Annotated in this window: 26 protein-coding genes and 1 pseudogene; 23 read left to right on the top strand and 4 right to left on the bottom strand. The window is 28.5% G+C overall.

The genetic code is table 4. From position 1 onward, the window contains the following. Positions 1-199: 199 nt before the first annotated feature. The 8 genes from AACK97_RS01700 to AACK97_RS01665 all read left to right on the top strand — a co-directional run bounded on the left by AACK97_RS01700 (position 200) and on the right by AACK97_RS01665 (position 3,523). Positions 200-529, top strand: a complete 330-nt coding sequence (locus AACK97_RS01700; protein ID WP_338968303.1) for a hypothetical protein — start codon at positions 200-202, stop codon at positions 527-529. Positions 530-531: 2 nt separating this feature from the next. Continuing rightward, positions 532-753: a hypothetical protein gene (locus AACK97_RS01695; protein ID WP_338968300.1), complete on the top strand. Its 222-nt coding sequence runs from the start codon at positions 532-534 to the stop codon at positions 751-753. Positions 754-917: 164 nt separating this feature from the next. Beyond that, positions 918-1,148: a hypothetical protein gene (locus AACK97_RS01690; RefSeq protein ID WP_338968298.1), complete on the top strand. Its 231-nt coding sequence runs from the start codon at positions 918-920 to the stop codon at positions 1,146-1,148. Between the two features lie 165 nt (positions 1,149-1,313). After that, a complete protein-coding gene (locus tag AACK97_RS01685; protein ID WP_338967504.1) occupies positions 1,314-1,559 on the top strand; it encodes a hypothetical protein in 246 nt (81 codons plus the stop codon). 24 nt (positions 1,560-1,583) lie between these two features. Then, the gene (locus tag AACK97_RS01680; protein ID WP_338968296.1) at positions 1,584-2,570 is read left to right on the top strand and encodes a hypothetical protein; all 987 of its coding nucleotides are present in this window, start codon (positions 1,584-1,586) and stop codon (positions 2,568-2,570) included. Positions 2,571-2,573: 3 nt separating this feature from the next. Next, positions 2,574-2,858 carry a hypothetical protein gene (locus tag AACK97_RS01675; RefSeq protein ID WP_338968294.1) on the top strand — a complete coding sequence of 95 codons (285 nt, stop codon included), beginning with the start codon at positions 2,574-2,576 and terminating at the stop codon, positions 2,856-2,858. A 2-nt stretch (positions 2,859-2,860) separates the two neighbouring features. Next, a complete protein-coding gene (locus AACK97_RS01670) occupies positions 2,861-3,109 on the top strand; it encodes a hypothetical protein (protein ID WP_215826579.1) in 249 nt (82 codons plus the stop codon). A gap of 21 nt (positions 3,110-3,130) precedes the next feature. Further along, positions 3,131-3,523, top strand: a complete 393-nt coding sequence (locus tag AACK97_RS01665) for a hypothetical protein (protein ID WP_338968292.1) — start codon at positions 3,131-3,133, stop codon at positions 3,521-3,523. 88 nt (positions 3,524-3,611) lie between these two features. Here AACK97_RS01665 and AACK97_RS01660 read toward each other — a convergent pair. Beyond that, positions 3,612-4,247, bottom strand: a pseudogene (locus AACK97_RS01660) (IS3 family transposase); the annotation flags it as partial. Between the two features lie 88 nt (positions 4,248-4,335). Here AACK97_RS01660 and AACK97_RS01655 point away from each other — a divergent pair. Continuing rightward, entirely contained in the window at positions 4,336-5,280 is a 945-nt protein-coding gene (locus AACK97_RS01655) for an IS30 family transposase (RefSeq protein ID WP_338966714.1), read from the top strand. Here AACK97_RS01655 and AACK97_RS01650 read toward each other — a convergent pair. The 3 genes from AACK97_RS01650 to AACK97_RS01640 all read right to left on the bottom strand — a co-directional run bounded on the left by AACK97_RS01650 (position 5,277) and on the right by AACK97_RS01640 (position 6,804). Then, complete coding sequence (locus tag AACK97_RS01650) at positions 5,277-5,471, bottom strand: hypothetical protein (protein WP_338968289.1); 195 nt, start codon at positions 5,469-5,471, stop codon at positions 5,277-5,279. The genes AACK97_RS01655 and AACK97_RS01650 overlap by 4 nt on opposite strands. A 32-nt stretch (positions 5,472-5,503) precedes the next feature. Beyond that, complete coding sequence (locus AACK97_RS01645; protein ID WP_338968286.1) at positions 5,504-5,782, bottom strand: transposase; 279 nt, start codon at positions 5,780-5,782, stop codon at positions 5,504-5,506. A 77-nt stretch (positions 5,783-5,859) separates the two neighbouring features. Further along, positions 5,860-6,804, bottom strand: a complete 945-nt coding sequence (locus AACK97_RS01640; RefSeq protein ID WP_338966714.1) for an IS30 family transposase — start codon at positions 6,802-6,804, stop codon at positions 5,860-5,862. A gap of 154 nt (positions 6,805-6,958) precedes the next feature. On the opposite strand from AACK97_RS01640, the gene AACK97_RS01635 reads away from it, so the two are divergent. The 14 genes from AACK97_RS01635 to rplX all read left to right on the top strand — a co-directional run bounded on the left by AACK97_RS01635 (position 6,959) and on the right by rplX (position 14,424). Then, on the top strand, positions 6,959-7,222 hold the full coding sequence (locus AACK97_RS01635; protein WP_338968285.1) for an HNH endonuclease signature motif containing protein: 264 nt from the start codon (positions 6,959-6,961) through the stop codon (positions 7,220-7,222). Between the two features lie 971 nt (positions 7,223-8,193). Next, positions 8,194-8,511: a 30S ribosomal protein S10 gene (gene rpsJ, locus AACK97_RS01630; protein ID WP_215825743.1), complete on the top strand. Its 318-nt coding sequence runs from the start codon at positions 8,194-8,196 to the stop codon at positions 8,509-8,511. Between the two features lie 77 nt (positions 8,512-8,588). Further along, the gene (rplC, locus tag AACK97_RS01625) at positions 8,589-9,296 is read left to right on the top strand and encodes a 50S ribosomal protein L3 (RefSeq protein WP_338968283.1); all 708 of its coding nucleotides are present in this window, start codon (positions 8,589-8,591) and stop codon (positions 9,294-9,296) included. A 19-nt stretch (positions 9,297-9,315) separates the two neighbouring features. Further along, positions 9,316-9,942: a 50S ribosomal protein L4 gene (rplD, locus tag AACK97_RS01620; RefSeq protein WP_338968281.1), complete on the top strand. Its 627-nt coding sequence runs from the start codon at positions 9,316-9,318 to the stop codon at positions 9,940-9,942. Next, positions 9,942-10,229, top strand: a complete 288-nt coding sequence (rplW, locus tag AACK97_RS01615) for a 50S ribosomal protein L23 (protein WP_338968279.1) — start codon at positions 9,942-9,944, stop codon at positions 10,227-10,229. The genes rplD and rplW overlap by 1 nt, the downstream gene beginning before the upstream one ends. Positions 10,230-10,247: 18 nt before the next feature. Beyond that, positions 10,248-11,084 (top strand): 50S ribosomal protein L2, encoded by an 837-nt coding sequence (gene rplB / locus AACK97_RS01610; RefSeq protein WP_338968276.1) that lies wholly within the window; start codon positions 10,248-10,250, stop codon positions 11,082-11,084. A gap of 30 nt (positions 11,085-11,114) precedes the next feature. After that, on the top strand, positions 11,115-11,387 hold the full coding sequence (gene rpsS, locus AACK97_RS01605; protein ID WP_215825748.1) for a 30S ribosomal protein S19: 273 nt from the start codon (positions 11,115-11,117) through the stop codon (positions 11,385-11,387). Between the two features lie 15 nt (positions 11,388-11,402). Beyond that, positions 11,403-11,750 carry a 50S ribosomal protein L22 gene (rplV, locus tag AACK97_RS01600; RefSeq protein WP_338968274.1) on the top strand — a complete coding sequence of 116 codons (348 nt, stop codon included), beginning with the start codon at positions 11,403-11,405 and terminating at the stop codon, positions 11,748-11,750. Further along, complete coding sequence (gene rpsC, locus AACK97_RS01595) at positions 11,750-12,427, top strand: 30S ribosomal protein S3 (RefSeq protein WP_338968272.1); 678 nt, start codon at positions 11,750-11,752, stop codon at positions 12,425-12,427. The genes rplV and rpsC overlap by 1 nt, the downstream gene beginning before the upstream one ends. Before the next feature lie 2 nt (positions 12,428-12,429). Then, the gene (gene rplP, locus AACK97_RS01590; RefSeq protein ID WP_338968271.1) at positions 12,430-12,912 is read left to right on the top strand and encodes a 50S ribosomal protein L16; all 483 of its coding nucleotides are present in this window, start codon (positions 12,430-12,432) and stop codon (positions 12,910-12,912) included. Beyond that, positions 12,912-13,478 (top strand): 50S ribosomal protein L29, encoded by a 567-nt coding sequence (rpmC, locus tag AACK97_RS01585; protein ID WP_338968269.1) that lies wholly within the window; start codon positions 12,912-12,914, stop codon positions 13,476-13,478. The genes rplP and rpmC overlap by 1 nt, the downstream gene beginning before the upstream one ends. Continuing rightward, complete coding sequence (gene rpsQ, locus AACK97_RS01580) at positions 13,462-13,725, top strand: 30S ribosomal protein S17 (RefSeq protein WP_338968268.1); 264 nt, start codon at positions 13,462-13,464, stop codon at positions 13,723-13,725. Before rpmC ends, rpsQ begins: the two co-directional genes overlap by 17 nt. A 17-nt stretch (positions 13,726-13,742) precedes the next feature. After that, on the top strand, positions 13,743-14,111 hold the full coding sequence (gene rplN / locus AACK97_RS01575) for a 50S ribosomal protein L14 (protein ID WP_338968266.1): 369 nt from the start codon (positions 13,743-13,745) through the stop codon (positions 14,109-14,111). A gap of 1 nt (position 14,112) precedes the next feature. Further along, complete coding sequence (rplX, locus tag AACK97_RS01570; RefSeq protein ID WP_338968264.1) at positions 14,113-14,424, top strand: 50S ribosomal protein L24; 312 nt, start codon at positions 14,113-14,115, stop codon at positions 14,422-14,424. The last annotated feature ends 1 nt before the right edge of the window (position 14,425 follow it).

The following is a 14,425-nucleotide window of genomic DNA, read 5'->3' as shown; positions in this document are numbered from 1 at the left end:
GATGTTAAAGTGTAGAAATTTCTATATAGGGGATATACTAAGTTTAAAATTGTTAAAATCTTTATCTAATTAAAAAATAAAATTTAATAACAAAGCTTGTTAAACACTTAAATCTGCGATATATAAGTGTTTAAAAAACTAAGTTAACTAACAACTTAGTTAATATAACTTAGTTTATTCATAAGAAAGGTAATTTACTATGAAAAACATTGAAAACATTTTCTTAAATACTGAAAAATATCTCTTAAAAGAAACACAAAACGCAATGCTTATTAAAGCGCCAAAAATTCCGTGATTTAATGAACAAATCGGCATTTGGTTTCCAAAGCGATTTGTTTATAAGGGAAAATATGAAAATTCGATTTGTATCGGAATAATAATAAAAGATAGTAAATATCAAGTAATTTCAATTAATCAACAAGAGCAAGAAACTAAGTTAATTAAAGGCCAAGAATTATTAGGTTTCTTCATTGCCGAAAAAGAAAACAACAAAAAAGATACAAATTATAACTATTTTAAAGGAGTTTAAAAATGAATATTATAATTGGACTAATATTTATTATCATTTGCATAATGTTGCTGGCATATTTTGCTTATAAGATTTATGCCAAAATAAAAATTAGAATTAAATACAAAAATGCCATTAAAAATAATACTGGTAATTTCACAAAAGACGAAAAAGTATTTATTGCCCGCTTTGAAGAATGAGTTAAAACTCCTAATTTAAAAGAAAATAGCAAGGATAAAAAATAATGTTTTGAGAAATTATTATGGAGTTCTTAAAACTGTTTGTTCCGATAGAAAAAATGCCTGCACAAGTTGCGTTTATTGCCGGATTAATTATTATCATTACTTTTCTTTTCGCATTAATTTCAATTATATATTTACCAATAAAAATGATTTTTGGGAGATAAAAAATGACAATAAACTTAAAAGAATTTGATTGAGAACAAATCAAACAAACTTTCTGAGATTTATTTATTCAAATTACAACTATTCCGGCTCATATTAGTGGTGGTAAAGAAATTGATTTAACTCAAGAAACACTTTGACTTTTAATAGCAAACATTGCTTTTTGATTCTTAATAGCGATTATGGTGTGATTTATTCTAATGCTCGTTTGAAAAACCATATCAGTATTTAGATAGGGAAAAAATTAATGTCAAGAAGTTACATTCTGATGCATTCCCAAAGAAATTCAAAATTAATTAGGAAAAAATATAATCGTGTTAAGGTTAATCGTGGTTTTAACAAATTTAAGAAAAACTTTATATAATGATGAATGTTTTAAAAAGAAAGGGGGTGATGATTATATGATTGGAACTTTCTTGGCCGATGCACCTGCAACAGTAGAAAAAATAACAGCTAGTGACGCGATGACTAAATTATGAAATGCAATTATAACGGCTTTTACTAAAATGTGAGAAATTATTGCTGTTAATATGCCACAAGTCGGTAACTTCTTTGCTGACTACTGAATATTCATTTTTCCATTTATTTTGGCAATATTCTTTATTTGCTTTAAAATGTTTGAAAAATTACTTGGAGCGGTACGCTAACAAAAAAATAAAGTGAGGTGCAAGATGAAATTTTGCAAATGAATAATAGAAAAAAATAACCATTTTATTGAATTGAATCGCACCTCATTTTTAATTTTATGACATTGCGGAGCAATTTGATATATTTACAACGGTTATTTTAAAAACATTGTAAGCTATTTATTTTTAGCAGGTTGTATTTTAATTTTTCTTTTTAAAATCGGTAATTTAACACAAATTAACAAAGTTATTAATTTCTTAAAAAATTCACCATTAAATATTGTGATTGGTTCATTAGGAACTGGAAAAACTGCTTTTCTAGTATATGCATCAAAATTACTAAAAAAGAAGAAATATCACATCGCATCAACCTTTCCATTACTAGAAACCCAAAAATTAAGTTTAGGGCATATGGGATTATTAAACTTTGATTATCCAGTATTGCCGGATAAAACCTTACTGTTGTGAGATGAAACCAATTTATTTTTAGAAGGAACTGATTGAGAAAAAAATAATACCAAAAACGAAGAAACTGGTATTCAAGAATATTTTGCTCTGGCACGCCATTTCGGTCATATTGTGCTGGCTAGCGGTCAAAGAGATAAACATATTTGAGTTAAAGTTCGTGATATTGCTAATAATGTGATTGTGGGAATTCGTAAAAAACCCGTTAATATTTTTCGTCCTTACTTAAAAGTCATCTACGGCGCCTTTACAAGCATCGAAGAATATGAACGCTGACGAAACACCTTAATTGATGCTAAAAATAGCAAAAGGGGTCGTCGCATTAAATATCGCGATATTCCTGAACTTGATATTTATTTTTTTAAACTAAAAATTCCTCTACCCATACTTAACACTTACAATTCTTTTTACCTAGCATTTTTAAGAGATTATTTAAATTCAAAAGTAAATCCCGACTATGAAGACAAATACTATACTGACACAGCAATTGATTTAGAAGACTTGGAATACTTAAAAATGGATAAATTTAGCAAATTTTTAAGAAAAATGAAAGAAAAGGAACAATAAAAAATGGAAAATCTTGCAAAAATGGCGGACTTTCTCGCTCAAATGCTTTATAAGGTCTTTGACTTAATTTGAAGTTTAGAAGTGCCGGGAACAAAAATTCAACTAATATTTCCTTTGTTCTTAACGCTGGCTGTAGAATTTCTTATGGCAATTATTCTTGGATTTGGTAGTCAACAAGTTAATTTGGAAAAACAACGCCAATATGCAGTTAAAAATAGTGGTCGTTTAAGTGCGTGAGGAAAAGTTAAAAAACAAATAAAACCAATAAAAACAAAACAAGGTAACTAACGATGTTTAAACTAATTATTATTTTTATCTTAATAACTGTTCTTGGACTATTAGCTGGTAGTCATTTTGAAACTTTAACAAACTATATTAGCGAAGGTCTTGCGAATTTCCAAAAGTTTATTACTAGCAATTTAACAATTTTAGAACTATTTAAACCAATGGCTCGGACATTTTCGCAACACCCAATCTTTACTATTCTCGGTGTTACTTGTGTGCTGATTGCCTTATTTATTGTGATTAAAGGGCGATAAAAATATGAAAGGAAAATTAAAATGAAGAAACTTTTAGTAAAATTATTTAAAAAAGATAATTCAAAAGAAAAAATGCCGTTAAAATTAAAAATTAAAAATTCTTTTAAAAAACAGTGGTTTAAAATAGTATTAAGTATCATTTTCATCTTTATAAGCTTATTAATTTGTACATTAACAGCAATCGATACTAAATGAATAACTGGAACAAGTGACGAATTTAATAATTTTATGAATGAAGAAATGGTTAAATTCTTTGGCAAGTTCAATAGTGGTATTATGCTGGCAGGAATATTTGTTTTTTGATGAGGCGCAGCAATATACTTTGCAATTAAATTTGAAAAATTAATCCGCTTTATTATTCAAAAAATTAAAGCAAAAAGAGCCTTGAAAAATGAAATCAAACAAACTCATTAATTTTTTAAAAAAATATTGATGAATAATACTTAATTACATTATATTCATATCTTTAAGTATGGATTGGCAACCCTTTTTAGGACACTTTTTATGTAGACTGGTATTTTCTAAATTCAACGGGAGTTAAATAATTTAAACTGCCATGAATTCGAATATTGTTATATCAATTAACAAAATCAAATAGTTCGCATTTTAGTTGTGTTAAGTTTGCAAATTTTTTACCGTTAATAAATTCGGTTTTAAAGGTTTTGTAAGTTGCTTCAGCAACAGCATTATCATATGGGCATCCTTTGGAGCTTAATGATCTTTTAATTTTAAAGGTTATTAAAATTTCATCAATAATTTTATTTTTAAACTCATTACCACGATCAGTATGAAATAAAGTTATTTTATTTAATGGTCGTGTTATCTTGTGAAAAGCTTGTTGAACTAATTCAGCAGTTTTATTTGGTCCAGCACTATAGCCAATTACTTCGCGATTAAACAAGTCAATTAATAAACAAATATAATGTCATTTAGTGCCAACTTGAACATATGTTAAATCACTAACAACAACTTCATTTGGTTTTTTGTCATTAAATTGACGATTTAAAACATTATTAATTTCGTCATTATTAACTGTTTTTTTATGATTACAATATTTTAACTTGGTGTATTTAGAAACCAAATTATTTTTGATCATAATAAATCGGATTTTTCGTCGTGATAAAATGATATTTTTTCTTATCCTGAAATGTAAAATTAAAAAGGACACTTATATAAAAAACAAATTGTGTTAATTCTATAATTAAGAAAAGAAAGGAATTAGCACAATGTATAAGTATCTGACTATTGAATCAATAATAGCAATAAAAGAATATAAAAGTTATGGATTTTCTATTCGTAAAATAGCAAAAGCAATTGATTATAGTAAATCAACTGTACACAGAGTTTGTAAATTATTAAATCAAAACTTATTACCATTAGAAATATTGAATCAAGTTCAAAAAAATAAACAAAATGCAGGTAGAAAATTAATAATTTTAACTTTAACAGAAATTAATACTATCAATCATTTGTTAATTACTAAAAATTATGCTCTTGATATAATTGCTGATTTTTTAAAGAAAAATAAAATAAAAAATATTTCAACAAAAACTTTATATAACATGTTTAAAACAAATCGAATGGGTTTTGATGAAAAAAATTTATTGAGAAAAGGCAAAAATAAACCTCATAAACAAAAAGAAACTAGGGGCAGAATTAATAATTGTAAATCTATTCATGAAAGAAATTTAATCATTCCAAATATTAAAAATATACAAGAATTTGGCCATTTAGAGGGAGATACTATCGTTGGTAAAGATCATAAAAGTTCTATTATTACTTTAGCTGATATATGATCAAAAACCACAATTCCTTTGAAAACTAAAAATCATAAAGCAGAAAGTATTACACAAAGTATAATAAAATTTATTTCAAAATTAATACCAGGAACAATTAAAACTATTACTTTTGATCGTGGTAAAGAATTTAGTAAATGAAAATTAATTGAAAAAAATTGTAATGTTAAAATTTATTTTGCAGATGCCGGCAAACCTTGTCAAAGAGGTTTAAATGAGAACAATAATGGTATTTTAAGAAGATATTTACCAAAATCTACTGATTTATCTTCATATAAACAAAAAGACTTAAATTCTATAGCATTTCAAATTAATTCTACACCCAGAAAATCATTATCTTATAAAAGACCAATAGATTTAATACAATTATTTTAAAAAACTGTCCCATTTATATTTACAATTCAGGAAACAGCTTTAATTTTACGAGCACCATAAATCTTGCGACTTTTATTAAATGCACTGATAACTTCTTGTTCATAATTATTAACATCAAACTTGGTGCATTTATTAGTTTGATAATAATATGTTGATTTTAGTAAACCTAAAATCTTACATATTTTCCTCACTGAATATTTATTTTTGTTGTTATTAATTATTGTTATTTTTTCCCGATTATCAGTGCTGCTTGCTTTAAAATGTCATTTTCCATTCGTAATTGTTGGTTTTCTTTTCGCAAGTAAATTAATTCATTTTCTTCGACAGTGCGATTATCTTTTGCTTTAAATGACCCAGAATTATTATAATTTTTAATTCAACTATAAATAGTTGGTTTTGGTAAATTATATTCTTTCCTTAAATTAATAACACTTTTGTCATTTTTGTATAGCATTACAATTTGTTTTTTAAATTCTTCAGAGTATGAGATTTTATTTCCCATTTTTATATTCCTTCTTTCTTAATAATTTTGAAGTCTATATAATTATGGTCCAACTTATTGTAGCCTATCCAAGTTTTTTAAAATAATTGTATTAAATCTATTGGTCTTTTATAAGATAATGATTTTCTGGGTGTAGAATTAATTTGAAATGCTATAGAATTTAAGTCTTTTTGTTTATATGAAGATAAATCAGTAGATTTTGGTAAATATCTTCTTAAAATACCATTATTGTTCTCATTTAAACCTCTTTGACAAGGTTTGCCAGCATCTGCAAAATAAATTTTAACATTACAATTTTTTTCAATTAATTTTCATTTACTAAATTCTTTACCACGATCAAAAGTAATAGTTTTAATTGTTCCTGGTATTAATTTTGAAATAAATTTTATTATACTTTGTGTAATACTTTCTGCTTTATGATTTTTAGTTTTCAAAGGAATTGTGGTTTTTGATCATATATCAGCTAAAGTAATAATAGAACTTTTATGATCTTTACCAACAATAGTATCTCCCTCTAAATGGCCAAATTCTTGTATATTTTTAATATTTGGAATGATTAAATTTCTTTCATGAATAGATTTACAATTATTAATTCTGCCCCTAGTTTCTTTTTGTTTATGAGGTTTATTTTTGCCTTTTCTCAATAAATTTTTTTCATCAAAACCCATTCGATTTGTTTTAAACATGTTATATAAAGTTTTTGTTGAAATATTTTTTATTTTATTTTTCTTTAAAAAATCAGCAATTATATCAAGAGCATAATTTTTAGTAATTAACAAATGATTGATAGTATTAATTTCTGTTAAAGTTAAAATTATTAATTTTCTACCTGCATTTTGTTTATTTTTTTGAACTTGATTCAATATTTCTAATGGTAATAAGTTTTGATTTAATAATTTACAAACTCTGTGTACAGTTGATTTACTATAATCAATTGCTTTTGCTATTTTACGAATAGAAAATCCATAACTTTTATATTCTTTTATTGCTATTATTGATTCAATAGTCAGATACTTATACATTGTGCTAATTCCTTTCTTTTCTTAATTATAGAATTAACACAATTTGTTTTTTATATAAGTGTCCTTTTTAATTTTACATTTCAGGAAAACTAGAAAAACATCATATTTAAATTTATAATTAAATCAAATTTATTTTAAAAAGGAGAGGATACTAATGGATTTAGATGAAAAAATTTTACAAGTTTGAGATAATGCACTTTCTTGCTTTTGCTCTGTAAATGATTGTTTTAGTAACCATAAATTATGTGGTATTTGCCGAGATACAATACTTTATGTGGTTCATGAAAGCAATCAACCTAATAGTAGATATGCATGGAATGTGGATCATATCGTTCCGCTTTCTAGAGGAGGAAGCAACCATATTACAAATTTACAAGCTGTTCATATTGAGTGCAATTGCAATAAAAGAAACTACTAATAAACATAAATTTAACAAAATGGCTATCACAGCCATTTTTTAATTTGTTTTAATTAATTGAATGGAGAAAAAATGTGAAAGAAAAATTCAAAGAAAAAAATGAAAACTTATTTGTAAGGTAACACAGAGATATTACACAACTATAATTTACAATTCACTAATGTTAAACATTAGTGAATTTGTGTAATAAGACTGTGTAATCAAGACATTTAAAATACTCCTTATTTATTGCACTTTTCTTAATTTTACATAATGAATACAAATTAAAAAATCAAAATATAATTTTATGACCTAATGTTGCTGAATGGATATTTTTAAAATGGTAAAAGCATATCGAATAAATATGAAAATAATTATGTATATTTTAGAAAAAAATTCATTATTTTCAGTTATAATAATTTTTGTGAAAATAAAAGTCTGATGAGTTATCTGATGAGTTAAATACTCATAGTTTCAATTAATTCTTAAATATAAGAATTAATTTTCAAAACATAATCTAATAACCCCAATAAACTTTACATGCTCAGCGTGTGGACGCGTAAAGTTTTGTTAGGTAGGAAAAGGTTTAAATAATTTTGAAAAAAAAGTAATCACAATTTAATTATCATTTTATCTAAAAAATAAGTAATAAAACAAAATATTTAATATTAACAAACATAATCTTAATAAAAGGTTATAAAAACTCACTAAAATGCTTATAAAAACAACATTAAAATAATTTTTTACAAAAAAAATCATACATAAGAAATATATACTTAATTTGCATATTGAAATAATTTATAGTAAATGATTATTTTTTCTTTTTTTAAAAATACTTAAGAAAACTAAACGCGACCCAGCGTGTTAAATATATTTTTAATTGCTAAGGAATAGTGTATAATATTTAACTGTGTATATTATATGTACCATTATTGATACGCCAAGAAGCGTTGTAGCAAAAGTAATTTTTAATTCAGGAAGGAGACCGTGTTATGGCTCAAAAAATTAGAATTCGTTTATGTGGTTATGATAGCAAAACTGTTGACCAGTCAATTTTTAAAATTGTTCAAGCAGCGCAATTGACGGGAGCAAAAGTTAAGGGACCGATTCCTTTGCCAACCAAAAGAGAAATTTATACTGTTTTACGATCTGTTCATAAACATAAAGATGCTCGTGAACAGTTTGAAATTCGAACTCATAATAGAATCGTTGATATTATTAATCCAACGCCAAAAACTGTAAATAGTTTATCAAGATTACAACTACCGAGTGGTGTGGATATTGAGATTAAATTAAATGCAATTACCTAGTCAACCTTTTAGAAATATATTTTAAAAGGCAATGATATACACAATAATGATAAGTTGGAAAGGACGGTAAAATTCTTATGAAAGGAATTTTAGGCAGAAAAATTGCTATGAGTCAGGTCTTTACTGTTGAAGGAAAGATAATTCCCGTAACAGTTATTGAAGTGCAACCTAATGTTGTTACTGATGTTAAAACAGCAGAAAAAAATGGTTATACTTCGTTGCAATTAGCGGTAGAAGATAAAAGAGCTAATTTAGTTAATAAACCATTGACAGGACATTTTAAAAGAGCTCAGACAACTCCGAAAAGGTTTAGTAAAGAGATTCGTGAAATGTCAGGGTTTAATATGGGAGATATTATTAATTGTGATATTTTCACTCCTGGTGAATTAGTGGATGTGCGAGCCATTAGCAAGGGTAAAGGCTTTGCAGGAGTTATTAAACGCCATAATTATTCAAGAGGGCCGATGGCTCATGGTTCTGGATTTCATCGTGAAATTGGTTCAATGGGTGCGATTGCTCCGAACCGAATTTTTAAAGGAAAAAAGATGCCAGGAAGAATGGGACATCAACAAGTTACAATGCAAAATTTGCAAGTAATTCATATTGATGTTGCTAAGAATGCGCTATTAGTTAAAGGTTCAATTCCAGGACCTAAAAAACAGTTTGTTGTTATTACTGAAGCGATTAAGGGCTTAAAAACAAAAACACCACCAAATTTAGTTAACAATCAACCACCTGTTGAAACTACTACAGTAGATGTTAGTAGCGTTGCCCCAGCAGCATAATTATTAAGGAGAAAAAATGATGAAGTTACAAGTATTAGATATTAATGGTAATGTTGTTAAAGATGTTAGTTTAAATGAGAAAGTTTGAAATATTACGCCTCATCAACAAGCAATGTTTGATGCGACAATTGCTCAACAAGCGTCTTGAAGACAGGGAACACATCAAACTAAAACTCGTGGTGAAGTTAGTGGTGGTGGTAAAAAACCATGAAAGCAAAAGGGAACAGGCCGAGCCAGACAAGGTTCAATTCGTTCGCCACAATGAAAAGGTGGGGGAATTGTATTTGGTCCGACAGTTGAGAAAAATTATAAATTGCATGTTAATCGGAAAGTAAGAAAGTTAGCATTAAAATCGGCGTTATCTTTAAAAGCACAAAATAATGAACTTATTATTGTTGATACTATTAGTTTAGAAAAATATTCAACAAAGGCAGTTTTACAAATTTGTCAAAATTTAAAGTTAGTGGATAATAAAACATTATTAATTACTAAAGTAGCTGATGAAATGATTGTTAAATCAGCAAGTAATATTGCAAAATTTAATGTCATTGCTGCTAGTAGTTTAAATATTTATGATTTATTGCACGCTAATAAGTTATTAATAACTTTAGAGGCGTTAGTAAACATTGAGGGGGTATTGGCATAATGCATATTACCAAAGTAATTAAAAAGCCAGTCTTAACAGAAAAGTCATATTTAAAAATTAATGTTGATGGTAAATATACTTTTGAAGTTAATTATAAGGCTAATAAGACACAAATTAAAAAAGCATTTGAAACTATTTTTGAAGTAAAAGTTCTTAAGGTAAATATTATTAAAAAGAAACCAAAAGCTAAAAAAATGGGACGGTTTGAAGGATTAACTAATGCTAGTAAAAGAGCGATTTTTACTTTAAAACCAGGTGAAAAATTAGAGTTATTTAATAACGAATAATATTAAGGAGTAAGAGTTATGGCAATAAAGAAATATAAACCAGTTACTAATGGTCGTCGTAATATGACAACTCTTGATTATTCAGTTTTAACAACTGATAAACCAGAGAAATCGTTATTAACTACATTAAATAGGAAATCTGGTCGGAATAATCGGGGAATTATTACTACGCGTCATAAAGGTGGCGGTCATAAAAGAAAATATCGTATTATTGATTTTAAACGCGATAAAGACAATATTATTGGTAAAGTAGCAAGTATTGAGTATGATCCTAATCGTAATGCGTTTATTTCATTAGTTAATTATCTTGATGGTGAAAAAAGATATATTTTAGCACCTAAAACTCTTGAAGTGGGAATGGAAATTGTTAGTGGTCCGCTGATGGATATTAAAGTTGGTAATAATATGCCAATGGGAAAAATGCCTGAGGGGACAGTAGTTCATAATATTGAATTGCGACCTTTAAAAGGTGGTCAATTAGCTAGAAGCGCGGGAACTAGTGCTCAATTATTAGGAAAAGATGAAAGTGGTCGTTATGTTACGATTCGTTTAAATTCTGGTGAGGTTCGCAAGATATTAGCATCTTGTCGAGCAACAATTGGTGAAGTTGGTAATGAAGATCGGAACTTAGTTAATTGAGGAAAAGCTGGAAGAAATCGTTGAAGAGGAATTCGTCCGACGGTTAGAGGTTCAGTTATGAATCCTAATGATCATCCACATGGTGGTGGTGAAGGAAAAGCGCCGATTGGAAGAGTAGCTCCTGTAACACCTTGAGGTAAGAAGACATTGGGGATGAAAACTCGTAATCCTCGTAAGGCTTCAACAAAATTAATTATTAGAAGAAAGAAAAAATAGGGTAATGCTTATGAAAGGAAATCGTTAAGGATGGGAAGATCATTAAAAAAAGGACCATATATTGCGTCACATTTATTGAAAAAAGTTGAGTTGTTGAATAGTAATAATAAAAGAGAAGTAATGAAAACTTGATCGCGTCGCTCTACTATTTCTCCTGCCTTCATTAATCATACAGTTGCTGTTCATGATGGTAGAAAGCATGTTCCGGTTTTTGTAACTGAAGATATGGTTGGTCATAAATTTGGTGAATTTGCACCAACAAGATCGTTTGGTGGGCACGGAAATGATAAGAAGAAGAAATAGTAAGGAGTTTAAAATATGGAAGCAAAAGCTATTTTAAGAACAATTAGAATTGCCCCCAGAAAGGTGCAATTAATTGCTGAATTAATAAGAAGAAAACCAGTTACTGATGCTTTAGCGATTTTAATGAATACTAATAAAAAAGCTAGTGAGCCAGTACTTAAACTTCTAAAATCGGCTATTGCTAATGCGGTAAATAATTATGCGATGGATGGGGATGCGTTATTAATTAAAGAGGTTTTAGTGAGTGAGGGTGCAACTTTAAAACGGTTTCGACCATCAGATCATGGACAAGCTTATAAAATATTAAAAAGAACTAGTCACATTACAATTGTCGTAACAGACAAAAAGGGAGGTAATCAATAATGGGGCAAAAGGCAAGTCCACATGGATTACGACTTGGTATTAATAAAGACTGAGACTCAAGATGATATGCTAAAGATAAAAATTTTGCTAATTGATTACATTCTGATATTAAAATTCGTAAAGTAATTTTGAAAAAATGGAAAAATGCAGCAATTGCTAAAGTTGAAATTGAACGCACGAAAGAAAATATTACGCTGTTCATTCATTCTTCGCGTCCGGGTGTTGTCTTAGGACAAGAAGGTTTAAATATTGAAAATATTATTAAAGCTATTCGGCGCGCAATTGGTTTGACAACTAATAGTAAATTAGACATTAAGATTAATGTTGTTGATATCAAAGTTCCTGATTTGAATGCCCAACTTGTTGCTGAAAATATGGCGCAACAAATTGTTAATCGGGCATCGTTTAGAACGATACAAAAATTAGCAATCCGTAAAGCAATGAAAGCTGGAGCGAAGGGAATTAAAACTTTAGTGTCGGGAAGACTTGGCGGTGTTGATATGGCTCGTAGTGAGGGTTATGCTGAAGGAAGTGTTCCCTTGGCAACTTTGCGAAGTGATATTGATTATGCTAAAGCATCAGCGTTAACAACTTATGGTTTGATTGGAATTAAGGTTTGAATTTATAAGGGTGAAATTTTACCAGAAAAGAAAAATTCTGTTAAGGAGGCGAAGTAATTATGTTAATGCCAAAACGAACTAAATATCGCCGTCCGCATCGTGTTTCTTATGAAGGCAAAGCAACAAGAGGAACTAAGGTTTCGTTTGGTGAATATGGATTACAAGCAGTTGGCAAATTAGTTATGCCTAAAAGAAGTATTGTTGTCAATACTGATCAAGTACAAAAAAAACCTGAATTACAAGGTCTTTGAATTACTTCAAAACAAATTGAAGCAGCAAGAATTGCAGCGACAAGATATATGAAACGAGGCGGAAAAGTTTGAATTAATATTTTTCCGCAGATGGCGAAAACTAAAAAGCCACTTGAAGTGCGAATGGGTTCTGGAAAAGGGTCTCCTGAAGAGTTTGTTGCTGTTGTTAAAAAAGGACGAATTATGTTTGAAGTTGCTGGTGTTACTGAAGAAGTAGCAAGAGAGGCATTAAGACTGGCAATGCATAAATTACCAATCAGATGTAAAATCGTTAAACGAGGTGAAGAATAATGGCAAAGAAGATATTTAAAGATAAAAGCATTAATGATTTACAACATCGTGCTGAAGAATTAAAAGCAGAATTGTTTGCCTTAAGATTTCAATCAGCAACTGGACAATTAGAAAAGCCTCATCGGATTAAAGAATTACGAAGAGAAGTTGCTAGAATATTAACGCATTTACAAATGAGAAAAGATGCTGGTGAAGTTGTTAAACCATTGAATCAACAAAAAGTTATTATTTCTGAAACATTACAAAAAGAAATTCATCAAAAAACTAAAGTTGTTGAAGAGAAAGCAAAACTTAAAGAAAAGAAATTAGTTGTTGAAAAGCAAGATGATGTTGTTACTGAACAAATTGAACTGGAAAATCAAAAATTAGTGGCAAAGGAAATTAAAAAAGTTAAAGATGGTGGAGCACCAGTTATGGAAGAAAAGAAAGCTTCTAAGCCGATAACAAGTAAAGATAGTAAAGAATCTAGTGTTAAAACAGCAAAAGTTACTAAATCTAAAGCAGCAACAATAACCCCTAATACAAAAACTGATGAAAAGCGAGGCGATAATGATGGAAAGAAATAACCGTAAAGTTTATACGGGTATTGTTGTTTCTAGTAAAATGGAGAAGACAATTACTGTTTTAGTAGAAACATATAAAAATGATCCGATATATAAAAAACGCGTTAAATATTCAAAAAAGTTTAAAGCTCATGATCAAGACAATTCTTCCCAAGAGGGTGATCGTGTTTTAATTATGGAAACAAGACCATTATCAGCAACTAAACGCTTTCGTTTAGTAAAAATTGTTGAAAAAGCAATTATTTTATAGAAAAGGAAGTATAGATTATGATTCAAACTGAGTCTCAATTAAGGGTCGCTGATAATACAGGAGCAAAAGTAATTTTAGTAATTCGGAACTTAGGTGGTTCGGTTCGTAAATTTACAAGTGTTGGTGATGTTATTGTTTGTTCAGTTAAACAAGCAACACCGGGGGGAACTGTTAAAAAGGGACAAGTTGTTAAAGCTGTTATTGTTCGTACTAAAAAAGCTGTTCGCAGAAGTGATGGTACATATATTAAGTTTTCGGAAAATGCAGCTGTTCTTATTAGAGATGATAAAATGCCAAGAGGAACAAGAATTTTTGGTCCGATTGCTAGAGAAGTAAAAGAAGCAGGATTTAATAAAATTGCTTCTTTAGCAACTGAGGTGATATAAGATGATAAAAATAAAAATTAAAAAAGGTGACCAAGTATTAGTTATTGCTGGTAAACACCGTGGTTTTAAAGGACCAGTTACTAATATTTTAAAGAAAAAACTTCGTGTGGAAATTGAAGGCATTACAATTAAAAAAAACCAAAAACCAACCCAAAATGATGAAGGGGGAATTAAAGAAATTCCTGCAAGCATTCATCTTTCCAATGTTGCTTTACTAGATAGTAAAGATAAAACTAAAACAACTAAAATTGGTTATGAGATTAAAGATGGTAAAAAATATCGGATTGCTCGTAAAACCAAGACAAGAATTTAAT

Origin of the sequence: Spiroplasma endosymbiont of Lonchoptera lutea (assembly GCF_964019715.1) — a bacterium.
In the GTDB taxonomy this organism is placed as follows: domain Bacteria; phylum Bacillota_I; class Bacilli_A; order Mycoplasmatales; family Nriv7; genus Nriv7.
The sequence above is the reverse complement of the archived record's forward strand: the minus strand, read 5'-3'. Positions and strand labels throughout refer to the sequence as shown.